11 protein-coding genes and 2 pseudogenes are annotated in these 14,759 nt (G+C 47.8%); 9 read left to right on the forward strand and 4 right to left on the reverse strand.

Annotated features, from left to right (window positions below):
- Window positions 1–50 precede the first annotated feature (50 nt).
- A pseudogene (gene ggt / locus CS022_RS14295) lies at window positions 51–1,816 on the reverse strand (gamma-glutamyltransferase).
- 122 nt (window positions 1,817–1,938) lie between these two features.
- Complete coding sequence (gene rarD, locus CS022_RS14300) at window positions 1,939–2,850, reverse strand: EamA family transporter RarD (protein WP_129122859.1); 912 nt, start codon at window positions 2,848–2,850, stop codon at window positions 1,939–1,941.
- Window positions 2,851–3,128: 278 nt separating this feature from the next.
- On the opposite strand from rarD, the gene recQ reads away from it, so the two are divergent.
- From recQ to CS022_RS14320, 4 genes are all read left to right on the forward strand, one after another.
- On the forward strand, window positions 3,129–4,970 hold the full coding sequence (recQ, locus tag CS022_RS14305; RefSeq protein WP_129122860.1) for an ATP-dependent DNA helicase RecQ: 1,842 nt from the start codon (window positions 3,129–3,131) through the stop codon (window positions 4,968–4,970).
- Window positions 4,963–5,283, forward strand: a complete 321-nt coding sequence (locus CS022_RS14310) for a DUF3630 family protein (RefSeq protein ID WP_129122861.1) — start codon at window positions 4,963–4,965, stop codon at window positions 5,281–5,283. Before recQ ends, CS022_RS14310 begins: the two co-directional genes overlap by 8 nt.
- Window positions 5,284–5,389: 106 nt before the next feature.
- Window positions 5,390–6,052 (forward strand): 7-cyano-7-deazaguanine/7-aminomethyl-7-deazaguanine transporter, encoded by a 663-nt coding sequence (locus tag CS022_RS14315; RefSeq protein WP_129122862.1) that lies wholly within the window; start codon window positions 5,390–5,392, stop codon window positions 6,050–6,052.
- A gap of 142 nt (window positions 6,053–6,194) precedes the next feature.
- The gene (locus CS022_RS14320) at window positions 6,195–6,626 is read left to right on the forward strand and encodes a GNAT family N-acetyltransferase (RefSeq protein ID WP_129122863.1); all 432 of its coding nucleotides are present in this window, start codon (window positions 6,195–6,197) and stop codon (window positions 6,624–6,626) included.
- 224 nt (window positions 6,627–6,850) lie between these two features.
- On the opposite strand, the gene elbB is transcribed toward CS022_RS14320, so the two are convergent.
- The gene (gene elbB, locus CS022_RS14325) at window positions 6,851–7,501 is read right to left on the reverse strand and encodes an isoprenoid biosynthesis glyoxalase ElbB (protein ID WP_129122864.1); all 651 of its coding nucleotides are present in this window, start codon (window positions 7,499–7,501) and stop codon (window positions 6,851–6,853) included.
- 427 nt (window positions 7,502–7,928) lie between these two features.
- Between elbB and polA the strand changes: the two are divergent.
- Window positions 7,929–10,708, forward strand: a pseudogene (gene polA / locus CS022_RS14330) (DNA polymerase I).
- 132 nt (window positions 10,709–10,840) lie between these two features.
- Entirely contained in the window at window positions 10,841–10,888 is a 48-nt protein-coding gene (locus tag CS022_RS28415; RefSeq protein ID WP_438616993.1) for a hypothetical protein, read from the forward strand.
- 524 nt (window positions 10,889–11,412) lie between these two features.
- Here the strand turns inward: CS022_RS28415 and yihA are convergent.
- Complete coding sequence (gene yihA / locus CS022_RS14335) at window positions 11,413–12,087, reverse strand: ribosome biogenesis GTP-binding protein YihA/YsxC (protein WP_129122865.1); 675 nt, start codon at window positions 12,085–12,087, stop codon at window positions 11,413–11,415.
- Between the two features lie 149 nt (window positions 12,088–12,236).
- Between yihA and CS022_RS14340 the strand changes: the two genes are divergently transcribed.
- The 3 genes from CS022_RS14340 to yihI all read left to right on the forward strand — a co-directional run bounded on the left by CS022_RS14340 (window position 12,237) and on the right by yihI (window position 14,757).
- Window positions 12,237–12,854, forward strand: coding sequence for a c-type cytochrome (locus CS022_RS14340; RefSeq protein WP_129122866.1), 618 nt, complete (start codon window positions 12,237–12,239; stop codon window positions 12,852–12,854).
- Between the two features lie 716 nt (window positions 12,855–13,570).
- Window positions 13,571–14,215 carry a class I SAM-dependent methyltransferase gene (locus tag CS022_RS14345; protein ID WP_129122867.1) on the forward strand — a complete coding sequence of 215 codons (645 nt, stop codon included), beginning with the start codon at window positions 13,571–13,573 and terminating at the stop codon, window positions 14,213–14,215.
- Window positions 14,212–14,757, forward strand: coding sequence for a Der GTPase-activating protein YihI (gene yihI / locus CS022_RS14350; RefSeq protein WP_129122868.1), 546 nt, complete (start codon window positions 14,212–14,214; stop codon window positions 14,755–14,757). The genes CS022_RS14345 and yihI overlap by 4 nt, the downstream gene beginning before the upstream one ends.
- Window positions 14,758–14,759 lie beyond the last annotated feature (2 nt).

Here is a 14,759-nt window from a genome sequence, read left to right on the forward strand (position 1 = left end):
AAGAAAGCGGCATAACAGCCGCTTTCTTTATTTCTGAGAGTCTTCAGTATTCACTGCGTGTCACTGATGACCATCCCTTCACGACGCGGATCTGCTCCACCAGTTAACCCCTTCTTATCGATTTTGATGGCATGAATACCGGATGTCAGGTTGCGGGTCGTCACTTTGTAACCAGCGGCTTCAAGCGGCGCTTTCATTGATTCTGCTGCGGTGCCTTTTTCAATGTCGTAGGTGCCGAAGCGATTCACGAGGTGTGGCAGCTCAATGGCCTGTTGGATGCCCATACCCCAGTCAAGATGCGCAATCAGGGTTTTAGTCACGTAACCAATAATTCGGCTGCCACCGGGCGAGCCAACGGCCATGTAAGGCACGCCGTTTTTCATCACTATCGTCGGTGCCATGGATGAGCGTGGGCGTTTACCCGGTTCAACGCGATTCGCAATTGGCGTGCCGTCTTTGTGTGATGAGAAGGAAAAGTCGGTCAGTTCATTGTTGAGCAGGAATCCTCTCACCATCAGACGAGAGCCAAAGCTGTTTTCTATCGTGGTGGTCATCGACACCACATTGCCGTCACTATCGACAACCGAAAAGTGGCTGGTGGATGGCAATTCAATCGCGTCATCATCAGCCAAGTGAAGTGCATGACTGAATGACGGTGTACCTGCGGAAACAGATGTCAGCGCTTTATCGCTATTGAGCAGCGCTGCGCGTTGTTTGAGGTAATCCGCTTCCAGTAATCCTTCAACTGGGACGGGCACAAAATCACTGTCTGCCATATAACGTCCGCGATCGGCGAAAGCCAGTCGTGAGGCATCACCAATAAGCTGCCAGCTTCTGACTGAGTCCGGACCAAGCTCAGACAGCGGGTAATGGCTCAGAATGCCCAGAATTTGGCCGACTGTCAGGCCTCCTGACGACGGGGGCCCCATGCCGCAAATCTCATAGCCATGATAAGGCGCACAGACAGGCGATCTTTCTTTGACTTCATAATTGGCGAGGTCTTGCATACGTAAGATGCCGGGGTTGCCACTGACATTTCGAACCGTATCGACGATATCCTGCGCAATCTCGCTTGATAGAAATGATTGATGTCTTTGGCGACCAGCCTCAGCGTGTCGGCATAATTCGGGTTTTTCAGTACCGTATTTACGGCTTTGGGCGCGCCGCTCTCATCGAGGAAATGAGCGGCGGTGGCTGGGAAGCGACTCAGTCGCTCCGCATCTTTTTCAATCAAGGAGGCAAGCCGGGGTGAAATGGTAAACCCTTTATCAGCCAGTGAAATAGCAGGTGCCAGCAGTCGTGGCCATGCAAGGTTGCCATATTGACGATGGGTATCATGCAAGAGTTTAAGTGTACCGGGGACACCGACAGAGCGACCGCCGACAACGGCATCAAAGAATGACATCTTCTCGCCGTCATCAAGCTGGAACAGTCTTGGTGTCGCCAGTGACGGTGCGGTTTCGCGGCCATCAAAGGTTGTCAGGCGTTTTGCTTTGTTGTCCCAGTAGACCAAAAACGCACCGCCGCCGATCCCCGAGCTTTGCGGTTCGACCAGTCCAAGAACGGTTTGTATTGCTACCATGGCATCAATGGCACTGCCGCCGTTTCTGAGAATATCAGCACCCGCTTGGCTGGCATGCGGATTAGCGGCACTTACCATCCATTTTTTGCCTGTGACCTCGACTTGCTGCGTTTGTCCTGTGGCGAGTTCGGGTGCAATGTTGTCAGTGACCTGTTGTTCAGCAAACACAGGGAAAGCCGATAAGATAAGGGAAAGGAAGAAAACGTTTTTGGAAGCGGCAGAGAAAAGGGTCATCTGGTTACTCCGTACCAGTAGTGGGCTGACACGAAGTATAGTTTGCCTGACATTGCTCGCTAGGTCTTATCCAATAATATTCATACTTTTCTCAGCAGCATGACAATAATATCAGACAGGGATTAGCAAGCTTCCTGAGGCTTGGGAGCGGGCTTTTGGCGCTGACGAATGGCGTCATAGATGAAGATAGCCAGTGCGCACCAAATGAAGCCGAACGTTGTCGCTTTGTCTGCGCTGAAGTCTTCGCCAAAAAACGATACTGCCATGACAAACATCATGCTCGGTCCGATGTACTGGAAGAAACCGAGTGTCGACAGACGGATCTTAGTCGCGGCGCTGGTGAAACACAGCAGCGGCAAGGTGGTGATCCAGCCTGCTGAGATCAGCAGAAGGTTCAGAGTCATCGGGTTGGCTGTCATGTCTGACGTCGCAGAATCGGCAAACGCCAATAAATAGATCGCAGCAACAGGTACCATCATCAGTGTTTCGACAAACAGGCCTGTCATCGCATCAAGGTTCACTTTCTTGCGAAGTAAACCGTAACAGCCAAATGTGCTGGCAAGTACCAGTGCTATCCATGGCAGTGAGCCAAAGGCAAAAATCTCTACCATGACGCCAATAGTCGCAAGGCCCACAGCCAGCCATTGCAAGCGACGGAAGCGTTCGCCTAAAAAGACCATAGCGAGCACGACATTAAATAAGGGGTTGATGTAGTAGCCAAGGCTGGCATCCAACAGACGATCACTCATGACCGCCCAAGTAAACAGTAACCAGTTGATAGAAATCAGAACCGACGTCACCACCAGATACATCAAGCTTTTGGGTTGTTTGAATAGCTGACGCACGTTAGACAGCTTTTTGGTGAAAAACAGCAGTAACGCTAATAATAGAAACGACCAGATAATGCGGTGAATCAGCACTTCCTCCGCGGGCACTTCTGAGACAATTTTGAAGTAAATCGGCGCAATACCCCACATAATGTAGGCGGCCAGTGCCAGTATGACTCCCTGTCGTGTTTTGCTGCTTTCGTTCACGGTTCGTTCCCACCAGAAGATAGATAAGAGAATGCAGATATTCAGACTCTACTGGACAGATTCTGTGCGAGATTTTTATGGCTTCAGCGAGAATTGTCCGAATAATGTACTGACTTTCGCAGTATATGTGTGATTCAAGTCTGTTGATAGCCTTTGGCGGTAGTTAAGGAAGAGATCGTGCAAAAACAGACAAAAATATCGTCAATACTCGGATGCTGCCACTTTTCTGATCGCGCAGGCAGGTTTAGAATGGCCGCCTGAAAATGAAGAGAGGTGATATGTCCAGCATCGAACAATCTGCGTCGCAGCCAAACAGCGAAACGGTCCTTCAGCAAGTGTTTGGTTACCATGAATTCCGCGACGGCCAGAAAGAGGTAATCGATGCGGTGGTCGCCGGGTTAGATTGTCTGGTGATCATGCCTACTGGTGGCGGAAAAAGTCTCTGTTACCAAATTCCTGCCCTGGTGCGTGAGGGGCTGGCCATTGTTATCTCTCCCTTGATTTCACTGATGAAAGACCAAGTCGATCAATTGCTGGCCAATGGTGTGCAGGCTGCCTGTCTGAATTCCTCTATGTCACCGGAAGCGCAATCCGAGACGTGGCAGAGAGTCCATCAAGGTGAACTGAAGCTGCTCTACGTATCGCCAGAGCGCGCGTTGATGAGCGATTTTGTTGAGCGGATGCAAAGCAAGACCATCAACCTGATTGCGGTGGACGAAGCGCACTGTATTTCTCAATGGGGACACGATTTTCGACCTGAGTATGCCCAGCTTGGTTCGCTGAAACAGTATTTTGGTCAGGCCCCTGTGGTCGCATTAACGGCTACCGCTGATGAGACAACCCGTCAGGATATTTGCCAGCGCCTGAATCTGGCCGAGCCTCACACCTATCTGGGTAGCTTCGATCGCCCCAATATTCGTTATACCTTGTTGGAAAAACACAAACCGCAAGCCCAACTTGTCCGCTTTCTCGCCTCGCAAAAAGGGCTCAGTGGCATCGTCTATTGCAATAGCCGCAAGAAAGTCGAGCAGGTCACCGAAAAGCTGTGCGACCAGAATATCCGCGCTGCGGGCTACCATGCTGGGATGACGACCGATGAACGTGGTCGTGTGCAGGAAGCTTTTCAGCGAGATGATGTGCAGGTAGTGGTTGCCACCGTCGCTTTCGGTATGGGGATCAACAAGCCCAACGTCAGGTTCGTAGTGCACTTCGATATACCGCGCAATATTGAGTCCTACTATCAGGAAACTGGTCGGGCAGGGCGTGACGGTTTACCCGCTGAAGCGGTGATGCTATACGACCCTTCAGATATTGGCTGGCTTTACCGTTGCCTCGAAGAAAAACCAGAAGGGCCACAAAAGCAGGTGGAAAGCCACAAACTGCATGCCATGGGAGCCTTTGCTGAGGCACTGACTTGCCGACGTCTGGTGCTGCTGAATTATTTCGGTGAATACCGGGAGTCGCCCTGCGGTAACTGCGATATTTGCCTCGATCCGCCGACGTTATTCGACGGCACTGAGCAAGCGCAGAAAGCATTGTCCTGTGTTTATCGGGTGAATCAGAGCTTCGGCGTTGGTTATGTGGTTGAAGTGCTGCGAGGCATGCAAAACCAGCGAATCAAAGATCATGGTCATGAAAAGCTCAGCACTTACGGTCTTGGCAAAGAGGAGAGCCATGAATACTGGGTCAGCATTTTCCGTCAGCTTATCCACCGCGGTTACTTGTTCCAAAATATTGCCAGAAGCTCGGTACTTCAGCTGACCGAAGAGGCTCGCCCGCTGCTGCGTGGCGAGTTGGCACTCGAACTTGCAGTACCCAGACTCGGCCTCAACCCGAGAAGCAAAGCCGACAAACTGGGTAAACGGAATTACGATAAAAAGCTTTTCGCCAAACTGCGTAAGCTACGCAAAGCCATTGCAGATGACGAAGACATTCCACCTTATGTGGTTTTCAATGATGCCAGCCTGATTGAAATGGCTGAGATGGTGCCGACATCGCAAGCTGAAATGCTGGCGGTCAATGGCGTGGGGCAACGTAAGCTCGAAAAATACGGTTGTGCATTCCTCGATTTGATTGAAGACCATATCACGCTCACCGATGAGGACAGACACTATGGATGAAATGATGTTGTTACCGTTTAACCCAGACAGTGGACGCCTTATTCTTACTTCTTCCTCGCTGGACTTTGACAGTGCAGAGACGGTAGCAGAGTCATTTTTCACTCTTATCGGCGCCACAGTGAAAGAAAAGCAACTCGACGCTGATTTGCTAAGCTGGCTAATTGACTTTGAAGGTTGTCAGTTGATGGCGAAGGCAGAGCACTACTCGGCGAGTCTGTGGCTTGAGACCATGGGAGAGAATGGACTGGAAGAATTGCTGTTTCTGTCTCAGTGGCTACCAGAGCGAGCGGGTATCCAAATCGCCTCTTTTTAACCCCGCTTTTTGCTGTATAATCGCCCGCTTTCGCGCCTGACGGCAAAGCGTCGGGCAAATAATGTGTTTTGGGTTCCCTCACCCCCAAATGACAAAAAGGTACAATATGAACTCCTTTACTCCTTCGCAGCTTCGTAAGGCGCTGTCTTACCTTGTTGTTTTCCACCTATTGATCATTGCGTCTAGCAATTACTTGGTTCAGCTTCCGTTTACTCTGTTTGGATATCACACCACTTGGGGAGCGTTCACTTTTCCGTTCATCTTTTTGGCAACCGATCTGACTGTCAGGATCTTTGGTGCCGAGATGGCAAGAAGAATCATTTTCTGGGTGATGATCCCCTCTCTGTTAATTTCCTACGTGTTGTCCGTGCTGTTCCTCGATGGGCAATATCAAGGATTGGCTGATCTAACGAACTTCAATCTGTTTGTTGCTCGGATCGCGATTGCCAGCTTTATGGCATACCTGCTCGGGCAGATCCTCGATATTCATGTATTCAACAGATTACGTGCGCTTAAGCAATGGTGGGTAGCACCGACCTGTTCGACCCTGATAGGGAACGCGTGCGATACACTCGCTTTCTTCTTCATTGCTTTCTACAACAGCCCAGATGCCTTTATGGCGGAGCACTGGACGGAAATCGCGCTGGTGGATTACAGCTTTAAACTGATTATCAGCCTTGGTCTGTTTATTCCCATGTATGGTGTGTTGCTCAACTTCCTGATTGGCAAACTGACCTCATCGACCAGTTCTCACTCTCAGACAGCCTGAAAAATAAAGTAAACAAACAACCGGCCACTGCGCCGGTTTTTTTTATCCTCAACGTCACTCAATGAAGGCAATACGCTGCTCGGTATCGCTCGGCGCTATAATGAAACAAGCAAAGAGTCTGTCTTCAGAGTAAGGGTGATTTATGGAGATTCGAGAAGGCACACTGGCCGAGGCACTGGATGTTTTAGTCAAGATTGATGAGTTCGAACAGGGCGAGACTCTGGCCTCAATGACACGTCGTATTGGTGATAAACCCAGTTTGGTTCTGGTTGCTGACGATGGCAACGAATTAGTCGGAGTCAATATTGGCTATCAGCTTGATGACGATTGCTTTTATAGTTGGTTGGGCGGGGTCACCGCCAAGAGTCGACGTAAGGGAATTGCCAAGGCCCTAATGAATGCTCAGGAAGATTGGGTAAAGATTCGGGGCTACCAGACCATCCGAGTTAAATCACGCAACTGTTTTCCTGAGACAGTGAGTTTGTTGTTAACTCGCAAATATCAGGTCGAACACCTGGAAAAGCAGGGCTCCTTGGACCAATATCGGCTCCATTTTGTGAAGCTGATCACGTAGAGACTATCATTTAAACAAAAAAAAGAAAAAAGATTTGCCAAACGCTAATGAGAATGATTATTATTAAGTTGTACCCAGCGCACTGACACATCAGCGAGTTGGATACACGACATTGCTCACATTGCTTCCAGTAAATTTGCATATGACCAGGCAATACTTAGGTCAACTATCATGCAAGCGACGCCCACAACGGCGTCGCTTTTTTCTTTTTTGCCTCTTTACATTTAAGCCAACTCAACCAGTTTTTTAACCAGCCCGTTGATACCTTTTGAGGTTTCGCTAATAGTGGATGCCAGCATATATGCAGGTGTTGAGAGCAATTTACGTTTTTGGTCCAACACGAAATCGTCCACTGGGCATTCAATATGCTCGCCACCCATGGCATTGAAGGCTGCTGCTGTATCCGGGTCACTACCTATGGTGCCTTTCGCACCAGCACCATAAACAGCAGGGATCATGACGGGTGAGATGCAAATATAGCCAGCAGGTTTTTCTGCTTCAGCAAATGCAGTGCAGACTGTTTTTACGTCATCGTTCAGTACCATCTCTGCACCATTAACGGCAAAGTCACACAGGTTTTTGGCAACACCAAATCCGCCAGGGATCAATAAGGCGTCAAAGTCGCTTTCATTCAGTTCTGAAAGAGGTGACACGTCACCACGTGCGATGCGTGCAGATTCAGCAAGCACGTTGCGTTTCTCTTCCGACTCTTCTCCTGCTTTGTGATTAATCACATGCATTTGTTGTACGTCAGGGGCAAAGCAATGCCAACTTGCGCCGTTTTCTTCAAGGGCCAGCAAAGATAAAACAGACTCATGGATCTCTGAGCCATCAAATACACCACACCCTGACAGGATCACAGCTACTTTTTTCATTTTCTCTCTCCTAGGTAGCAAGCCAATAACAATCAAATCGCCATATTGAACAGTGTTTTGTTGTGGGGGTCAATATCATCATCACGATAATGACGAAAAGAAGAAACCTTTTCTGATCCTGTTGTTACAGATGAGAACTGTGATGGAAAAATTCGATCCAGTCTTTCATACGGTATTTATTTTTCCACAATGCATGATCCCCGACCGATCCTGAGAACGATCGATTGAATAGATATAAGTAACTAATTTTAATGATTTTAAAATCTGTAAGTAAGTTTCACACACGATTGATCTGATTGTGAAAAAATAAATACCAACAAACTTATCCACAGATGAAGACGCAATATGTGAAAAGCAGGGTTAACAGAAAACATGAGTCGTGGCATCCTACCTTTCTCATTAAATTTCCCGGCTATCTGACTATATTATGGCGACTATTCCTGAAAATCCGTTGATCCTTGTTGACGGCTCCTCTTACCTATATCGCGCTTACCATGCTGCACCTAACTTTACCAACGCTCAGGGTGAGCCTACGGGCGCTGTTTATGGTGTTGTTAATATGTTGCGCAGTCTGGTAAAGCAATTTCCGTCTTCACCTGTTGCAGTGATATTTGATGCTAAGGGTAAAACGTTCCGTGACGACATGTATGCCGAATACAAAGCACATCGCCCGCCAATGCCGGATGATCTGCGTTGCCAGATAGAACCATTGCACACCATCATCAAAGCCATGGGCTTCCCAATGTTAGTCATCGATGGCGTGGAAGCCGATGATGTGATTGGTACATTGGCTGTGCAGGGATCTGCAGCCGGTATCCCGGTATTGATCAGTACCGGTGATAAAGATATGGCGCAGCTGGTGGATGAGAATGTCACACTCATTAATACCATGACCAATGTGGTGATGGACCCCCAAGCCGTCCACGATAAGTACGGTTTTGGACCCGAACATATTATCGACTACCTCGCTTTGATGGGAGACAAGGTCGATAATATTCCCGGTGTACCAGGTGTCGGAGACAAGACCGCGACAGCCCTTATTGCGGGTATAGGTGGCCTTAACGATCTTTATGACAACCTTGATAAAATTGCTGATCTTGGTTTCCGTGGTTCGAAAACCATGGCCAAGAAGCTTACTGAGAACAGAGAGAATGCGTTGCTTTCTTACGAACTAGCAACCATCAAGCTTGATGTCGAACTTCCGTTTAAACCCAATGAACTGGTGAATGGTGAGCCTGATACAGACAAGCTGGTTGAGATGTACACCCACCTGCAGTTCCGCCGCTGGTTGGCGGAAGCAAAAGATGGCGTGGCGATGCCAACCGGAGACAGTGCGAGCAAGGCGTCTGGTAATGAAGCGTCTGATGAAGCGGAACCTGCTCACGCAAGCGTCGATCGCAGCAACTACGAGACTATTCTGACTGAAAGCGACTTTCAGCGTTGGATGGATAAATTACGCGCTACGGACGTTGTTGCTTTTGATACTGAGACCGACAATCTTGATTACATGGAAGCCAACCTTGTCGGTGTTTCATTTGCCGTCGCTGAAGGCGAAGCGGCTTATGTGCCTGTTGCGCACGACTACCTAGACGCGCCAGAACAGTTAGAGCGTGATTGGGTCATTGAACAAATGAAAGAGTGGCTGGAAGACCCTGCGTCTGCCAAAGTGGGCCAGAACCTCAAGTACGATGCGAGTGTGCTGGCTCGTTATAATATCGCGATGCGCGGCATTGCTTACGACACCATGCTTGAATCTTATGTCTTTAACAGTGTGGCGGGCCGTCATGATATGGACAGCCTTGCGCTTCGTTATCTGAACCACACTTGTATCAGCTTTGAAGAGATTGCAGGTAAAGGTAAAAAGCAGCTGACGTTTAACCAAATTCAGCTTGAGCAGGCGTCGCCATATGCTGCGGAAGATGCCGATATCACCCTGCGCCTGCACAACTACCTCAAAGACAAAGTCGAATCCGATGACGCGCTGAAAACCATTTTTGAGCAATATGAAATGCCTTTGGTTCCCGTTCTTTCCAGAATGGAGCGAAACGGCGTACTTATTGACAGTATGATGCTGTCTGCTCAGTCATCAGAGCTGGCGATCAGACTCGATGAGATAGAAAAGAAAGTATATGAAATTGCCGGTGAAGAGTTCAATCTGAGTTCACCAAAACAGTTGCAGGCAATATTGTTCGAGAAAATGGGATTACCCGTCATTAAAAAGACACCATCGGGTACGCCATCAACCAATGAGGAGGTCCTGCAAGAGCTGGCTCTGGATTACCCGCTGCCGAAGCTTATTCTCGAATACCGTGGTTTGGCGAAGCTGAAATCTACTTACACTGAGAAACTGCCCAAGATGGTTAACCCTCGCTCGGTAGAGTGCACACCTCTTATCATCAGGCGGTTACTGCGACAGGCCGTCTGTCGTCAACCGATCCGAACTTGCAGAATATTCCAGTACGAAATGAAGAAGGGCGTCGTATTCGTCAGGCATTCGTTGCTCCTGAAGGTCGTGCAATTTTGGCTGTCGACTATTCTCAGATTGAGCTTCGTATCATGGCACACTTGTCTGGCGATAAGGCGCTGCTTACTGCCTTCCGTGATGGTAAGGATATTCACACTGCCACCGCCGCAGAGGTCATGTGCGTAAGCCTGGATGACGTGACCGCAGAAATGCGCCGTCGCGCCAAAGCCATCAACTTTGGTTTGATTTACGGTATGAGTGCATTTGGGTTGGCAAAACAGCTTGGTATTCCTCGTGCAGAAGCCCAGCAGTATATGGACCTGTATTTCGAGCGCTACCCGGGTGTCAGACAATATATGGAAAGTACGCGCCTGACAGCAGCAGAGCAGGGCTATGTTGAGACCATTTTTGGCCGTCGATTGCACTTACCGGAAATCAAATCTCGCAACGGTATGCGCCGAAAAGCCGCTGAACGTGCTGCGATCAATGCCCCAATGCAAGGCACTGCCGCCGATATTATTAAGCGCGCAATGATTTTGGTGGATAACTGGCTGCAACAGCAACCTGAAGAGACTGCCACTTTGATCATGCAGGTACACGATGAACTGGTTCTGGAAGTAAACAACGAAGATTTACAACGTGTCGACGATGAAATTTGCCGATTAATGGAGTCAGCCGCTGATCTGGCGGTGCCACTGATTGCCGAGTCAGGCTCTGGAGACTGCTGGGATAAGGCCCATTGAGATCAGTCACTTAAATTTCGATAAAAAATAAGTACTATCGCGATTAGATTATTTTTGAAATAAACTTTCAGTTTGTGCTTTATTTAATCAGCCAAGTGCGATACATTAATCGGCGTAGGGTACAGAGGTAAGATGTTCTATCTTTCAGACCTTTTGTTTCACGTTATTGGATTTGGCTGATTCAGCTGCCTCGGTCTTCATTTGAGACCGGGGCGTTTTTTTATCTGTCACTTGTACACTTTTCATACTTCCCCGGCTAAAAAGCTCCAAACCCACTGTAAAACATCATGTTGTTTTACTGTAAACACAGGCTTACATGCGATTCATATCATTTTTAGAGTAATTACTTTAATTATGAGGAAGTATAGTTATAATGAAATTAACTTCTTGTTCTTGATGTGTTCATGCTGTTGGTGCATCACTTCCAACAGTTTTTGACGAAGTTTCAGCCGATCACTCTTTTCGATCGGCTTTTTTATTTCTGTAATAAAATTCCTCTTATCTTGTTTTAAATTTTCTCTATTATCAGACTTAATATTCAATGATAAATATCTTTTTGTGGACTGACTGAGTAGGGCTGGCATGTCAACGGGATTAGAGTATCAGTGTGTTGTCGGAATGTTGAACAAGAAGGGACGGGGGAGATTAGCGGCGAAGTTGTATGGAAAACACCACCCGCTGAAAACGGGTGGGTAATGAGAGTGCTACTCGGTAGGGTTGCTGTCAGTTTCGCTGTCCAGAAGCGCTTCTTGGTCTTCATCAATTGTTTCTTCACTAAATGATAAAAACCAGTCATCGAGCTTACGACGAAGTTTATCGACGCCGAAACCTTTCAACGATGAAAACAGTTCGACTTGGACATCACCGCAAAAAGCCAGAGACGCTTCCTGAATCTTTAGAAGCTGCGCTTTTCTCGCTCCACTTTTCAATTTATCCGCTTTTGTCAGCAGCACCATAACTGGCAATTGGCTCTCAACCGCCCAATAAATAAGCTGTTGATCAAGATCTTTCATCGGATGGCGGATATCCATCAAAACAACTAAGCCTTTCAGTTGCTCGCGCTTTTGCAGGTATTCACCCAGAGATTTTTGCCATTTTTGTTTCAATTCCAACGGGACTTGCGCGAAGCCATAGCCGGGCAAATCGACAATATGGCATCCCTCATCAACCTGAAATAGGTTGATTAACTGTGTGCGACCCGGTGTTTTACTGGTTTTGGCAAGGCTTTTTTGATCACATAGTCTATTTAGTGAGCTAGACTTTCCAGCATTGGAGCGCCCAGCAAACGCAATTTCTATACCTGTATCGTCCGGTAAATGTCTGATATCTGGGGCACTTGTGATGAAGTGTGTATTTCGATAGTTGAGTGAGGGATTCACTGTTAACTCCGTCTCGACTTAATGTTGCCGAATAGTTACTTTTATGTGATTTTGTGTAAAATAAATGTGCTCGTTTTTTGCCCGGTCATTGTACCACGGCGGTGCAATTATCGCGGCACTGGAAGCTTAAAAACAATAAATGGAATGTCATGAAGAAAATAGTGCTACTCCTCACTCTTTTTGCGAGCTTTTCGGCCGTGGCCGACGGTGATGCAGAAAAAGGGAAGGCAATATCAGCGACATGCGCGGCTTGCCATGGTGCTGACGGTAACAGTGCTGTACCGGCTAACCCTAAACTGGCAGGCCAACATCCTAATTACCTGCTTAAACAACTGAAAGAATTTAAACTTGCGATGACCTCTCAGGGCCAATCTGGGCGTAACAACGCCGTGATGGGGGGAATGGTGATGCCATTGTCTGAGAAAGACATGGCGGATCTGGCTGCGTACTACGCGTCTCAGGATGCGACACCGGGTACAACGCCAGAAGCAGCCATTGCACTGGGCAAGCAAATTTATAATGCTGGACTGCCAGATCGCGGCGTTGCTGCGTGTATTGCATGCCATGGGCCTCGGGGTAATGGTACGGTTTCGTCCGGCTTCCCTAAAATCTCAGGTCAACATGCTGATTATCTGAAAGGCCAGCTTGAGATGTTCCGGTCTGGTCAACGCAACAACGACCTTAACGGAATGATGCGTGCTGTCTCTGCAAAGTTGTCTGATGCGGAAATTCTTGCTGTTTCACAATACCTCGGCGGTCTTCACTAACCGCTAACTACCAGAAAAAAGGCGGCGTTTGCTGCCTTTTTTAATGCCCGTATTTCCGCTTTCCCTTTGCGCGGTGAATGGACCTTCCAAACCGTCAGCAAGCTTTGTGAGACATTGACTATTCATGCCTGTATTTTTGGCTTAAAGTTCATCTCTTTCTTTATTTTAAATTTCTATAAATCAATGCTTTAGTTTTTATTTTCATAATCTGGTTACCAATGATTGAATTGGCTACCTTTTTTGACACATCAAAATACGTAAAATTATCTTCGTCGACAGGGATAACGACAAGGAACAGGACAGCCAAGTACGGCAGAGCAGAGCAGCTCAAAAAATAGCAGGACGTAGCAAGGATGCACGAAATGGTTAATCATTTCTGACTGTCAGGGAGACAGCGTGTCGAGGACGACATGTTTTAGGGATGACCTCTCACGGAGCGAGAGAAATGGAGTACCGCTTAGGATGGCGACGCGCTCAGGATGAGACACTAGGACGCTAAAAACGCATCAGGATGATGAAAAAATAACGAACATAGCTGGAAGCGACAAAAAATACGGATGTTCGACCACCGGGAAGTGGACAACCATTAGGGATTAATGGCTCAAGAATACGTTCATCATATTGAACACATTTACAGCGACAGGTTTAGGCCTGTCGCTTTTTTCTTATTGGGGTTTCTGATACATTTCCGCCATTCCGTTTGATACTGGACCCATATGTCCCATACCTGCCCATTGTGTGCCTCTGATAACTTTGCCGATTTCCACCAGGATAAGCGCAGACGTTATTTTCGTTGTGGCCACTGTTTTCTGGTATTTGTTGACCCTGCTTCCTTTTTGTCAGCCGACGAAGAAAAAGCGATATATCAACAACATGAAAACAGCCCAGATGATGTAGGTTATCGCCAATTTTTGAGCCGGATTGCTGAGCCATTGCATAAATGTATGCCGAGTGCGCAATCAGGGCTGGATTTTGGCTGTGGTCCGGGGCCGACTCTGTCATTGATGCTGGAAGACAAAGGACACAGTGTTGCGCTGTACGATCCTTTTTTTGTGCCTGACGGAGCTGCACTGAACAAAACCTATGATTTTGTTACCTGTACAGAGGCTATCGAACATTTTCACTACCCTAAAAGGGAATGGGGGCAGTTAATCAGTTTAATAAAGCCGGGTGGCTGGCTTGCACTGATGACTAAACTGGTGAAAGATGCTGAGGCATTCAGCCGTTGGCATTATAAAAACGACCCAACCCACGTGAGCTTTTTCAGTCGCGAAACTTTCCGTTTTCTGGCAGACCGTGATGGTCTTGACGTGGACTTTGTTGGTAACGATGTCATTTTACTGAGGAAGAAAACCGCATGACCCGCAAGAAAAGAAGTCGGAAAGCTGGTTCAGAAGGACCAGCGCAATACGATGATCGTACGCCTAGCCAGTCTGATAATGAAGGGCGTCTGCAGAAGAAGCTGAAAAAGCGTAAAGGCTTGAAGGCTGGCTCTCGTCATTCAGACGCAAAAGCCGCCGCAGCCAGAAAAGCAGCGGCACAAAAAGACCCTCGTCATGGTAGCAAAAAAGCCATTCCATTGATTGTCGAGCAAAAGCCACACCCTAAATCAGCGCAGGCGAAAAAAGCCCGTCGCTTGAGTGCTGAGCAAGAATTAGAGATGCTCGAAAATGATGCACAACTGAATGTGTTGCTCGACCGTATTGAAAATGGTGAAAGCCTTGGGGCTGGTCTTCAGTCATACGTTGATGAAAAACTCGATCGTATTGAAGCGCTGATGAGTCAGTTAGGCCTGCTCGACGATGACGAGCTAGAAGATGAAAAACAACCCGCTAAACCATCTAAGCGTAGCGACGATGACCTCTTAGCGGCATTTGAAAACCTGGACATGGATCAGGAGTAACA

Source organism: Veronia nyctiphanis, from assembly GCF_004116385.1.
Lineage (GTDB): Bacteria > Pseudomonadota > Gammaproteobacteria > Enterobacterales > Vibrionaceae > Veronia > Veronia nyctiphanis.